This is a genomic window from Bradyrhizobium acaciae (genome assembly GCF_020889785.1).
Taxonomy (GTDB): Bacteria; Pseudomonadota; Alphaproteobacteria; order Rhizobiales; family Xanthobacteraceae; genus Bradyrhizobium; species Bradyrhizobium acaciae.
The window spans coordinates 1-1,028 of the sequence record NZ_JACMYK010000316.1 but is presented as its reverse complement, the minus strand read 5'-3'; the positions used below and the strand labels follow the sequence as shown (position 1 = coordinate 1,028).

Sequence of the window (1,028 nt, the reverse complement as noted above, 5' to 3'; positions counted from 1 at the left end):
GGTCCGGCACGCCGATCGTCCGCAGCAGCAGGCAGAACAGGCCGATCGCCGCGCCGATGGCGGCGCCGACCAGCGGGAACAGCCGCTGTGCCCGCGCAAAGCTCTCCGGCCGCGCTCCGTCCGGATGCGGCATCGGCAGGCGGGTCAGAAAGGCGGTCGCGGTCCTGAGATCGTCGAGCCATTGATTCATGGTGAAGGCCTGAAAATTGAACTAGTTTGCGCCCCGCTCGACGAGGGAATCGTATGCAGTTCAGTACTCTAGACGACATCCGCAGCTTTTGTCGCGACCTGCCCCAGGGCGACGAGGCCAGTGCCGCGGCCGCGACGGTTCGCCAGCAGAACCTGACCAAGCCGCCGGGCAGCCTCGGCCGGCTGGAGGAGGTTGCGATCTGGCTGGCGCGCTGGCAGCGGCGCGAGATCCCCCGGCTCGACCAGGTCACGATCGCGGTGTTCGCCGGCAATCACGGCATCGCCGAGCGCGGCGTCTCCGCCTTTCCGGCCGAAGTCACCGCGCAGATGGTGGCGAATTTCGCCGCGGGGGGTGCTGCGATCAACCAGATCGCAAAGCTTGCCGGCGCCGAGCTGCGCGTCGAGCCGCTCGAGCTGGCGCGTCCGACCCGCGATTTCACGATGGCGCCTGCGATGGATGGCGCCGATTTCCTGGTCGCGTTCGATATCGGCTGGCGCACGGTGCCCGAGCAGTGCGATTTGCTCGTCGTCGGCGAGATGGGCATCGCCAACACCACGGTGGCGGCGACGCTGTGTGCGGCCTTGATGGGCGGGCGCGGCGCGCGCTGGGCCGGCCGCGGCACCGGCGTCGACGATGCCGGCCTGCTGCGCAAGCGCACCACGATCGATACGGCCCTCAAAATCCATCGCAACCTGCTCGACGATCCCCTGGCTGTCGCAGTCGCGCTCGGTGGCCGCGAGCTCGCCGCCATCGCGGGCGCCGTGCTGGCAGCGCGTGCCAGATCGATCCCGGTGCTGCTCGACGGCTTCGTGGCGACGTCGGCCGTGCTGCCGCTGGC

2 protein-coding genes are annotated in these 1,028 nt (G+C 69.6%); one reads left to right on the top strand and one right to left on the bottom strand.

Annotation, left to right across the window (positions count from 1 at the left end):
* On the bottom strand, positions 1-190 hold a 190-nt coding region (locus H8A92_RS40505; protein WP_229200811.1), incomplete at its 3' end, for an adenosylcobinamide-GDP ribazoletransferase.
* A gap of 53 nt (positions 191-243) precedes the next feature.
* Here H8A92_RS40505 and H8A92_RS40500 point away from each other — a divergent pair.
* Positions 244-1,028 (top strand): nicotinate-nucleotide--dimethylbenzimidazole phosphoribosyltransferase (locus H8A92_RS40500; protein WP_229200810.1); only part of this gene is annotated, 785 nt, incomplete at its 3' end.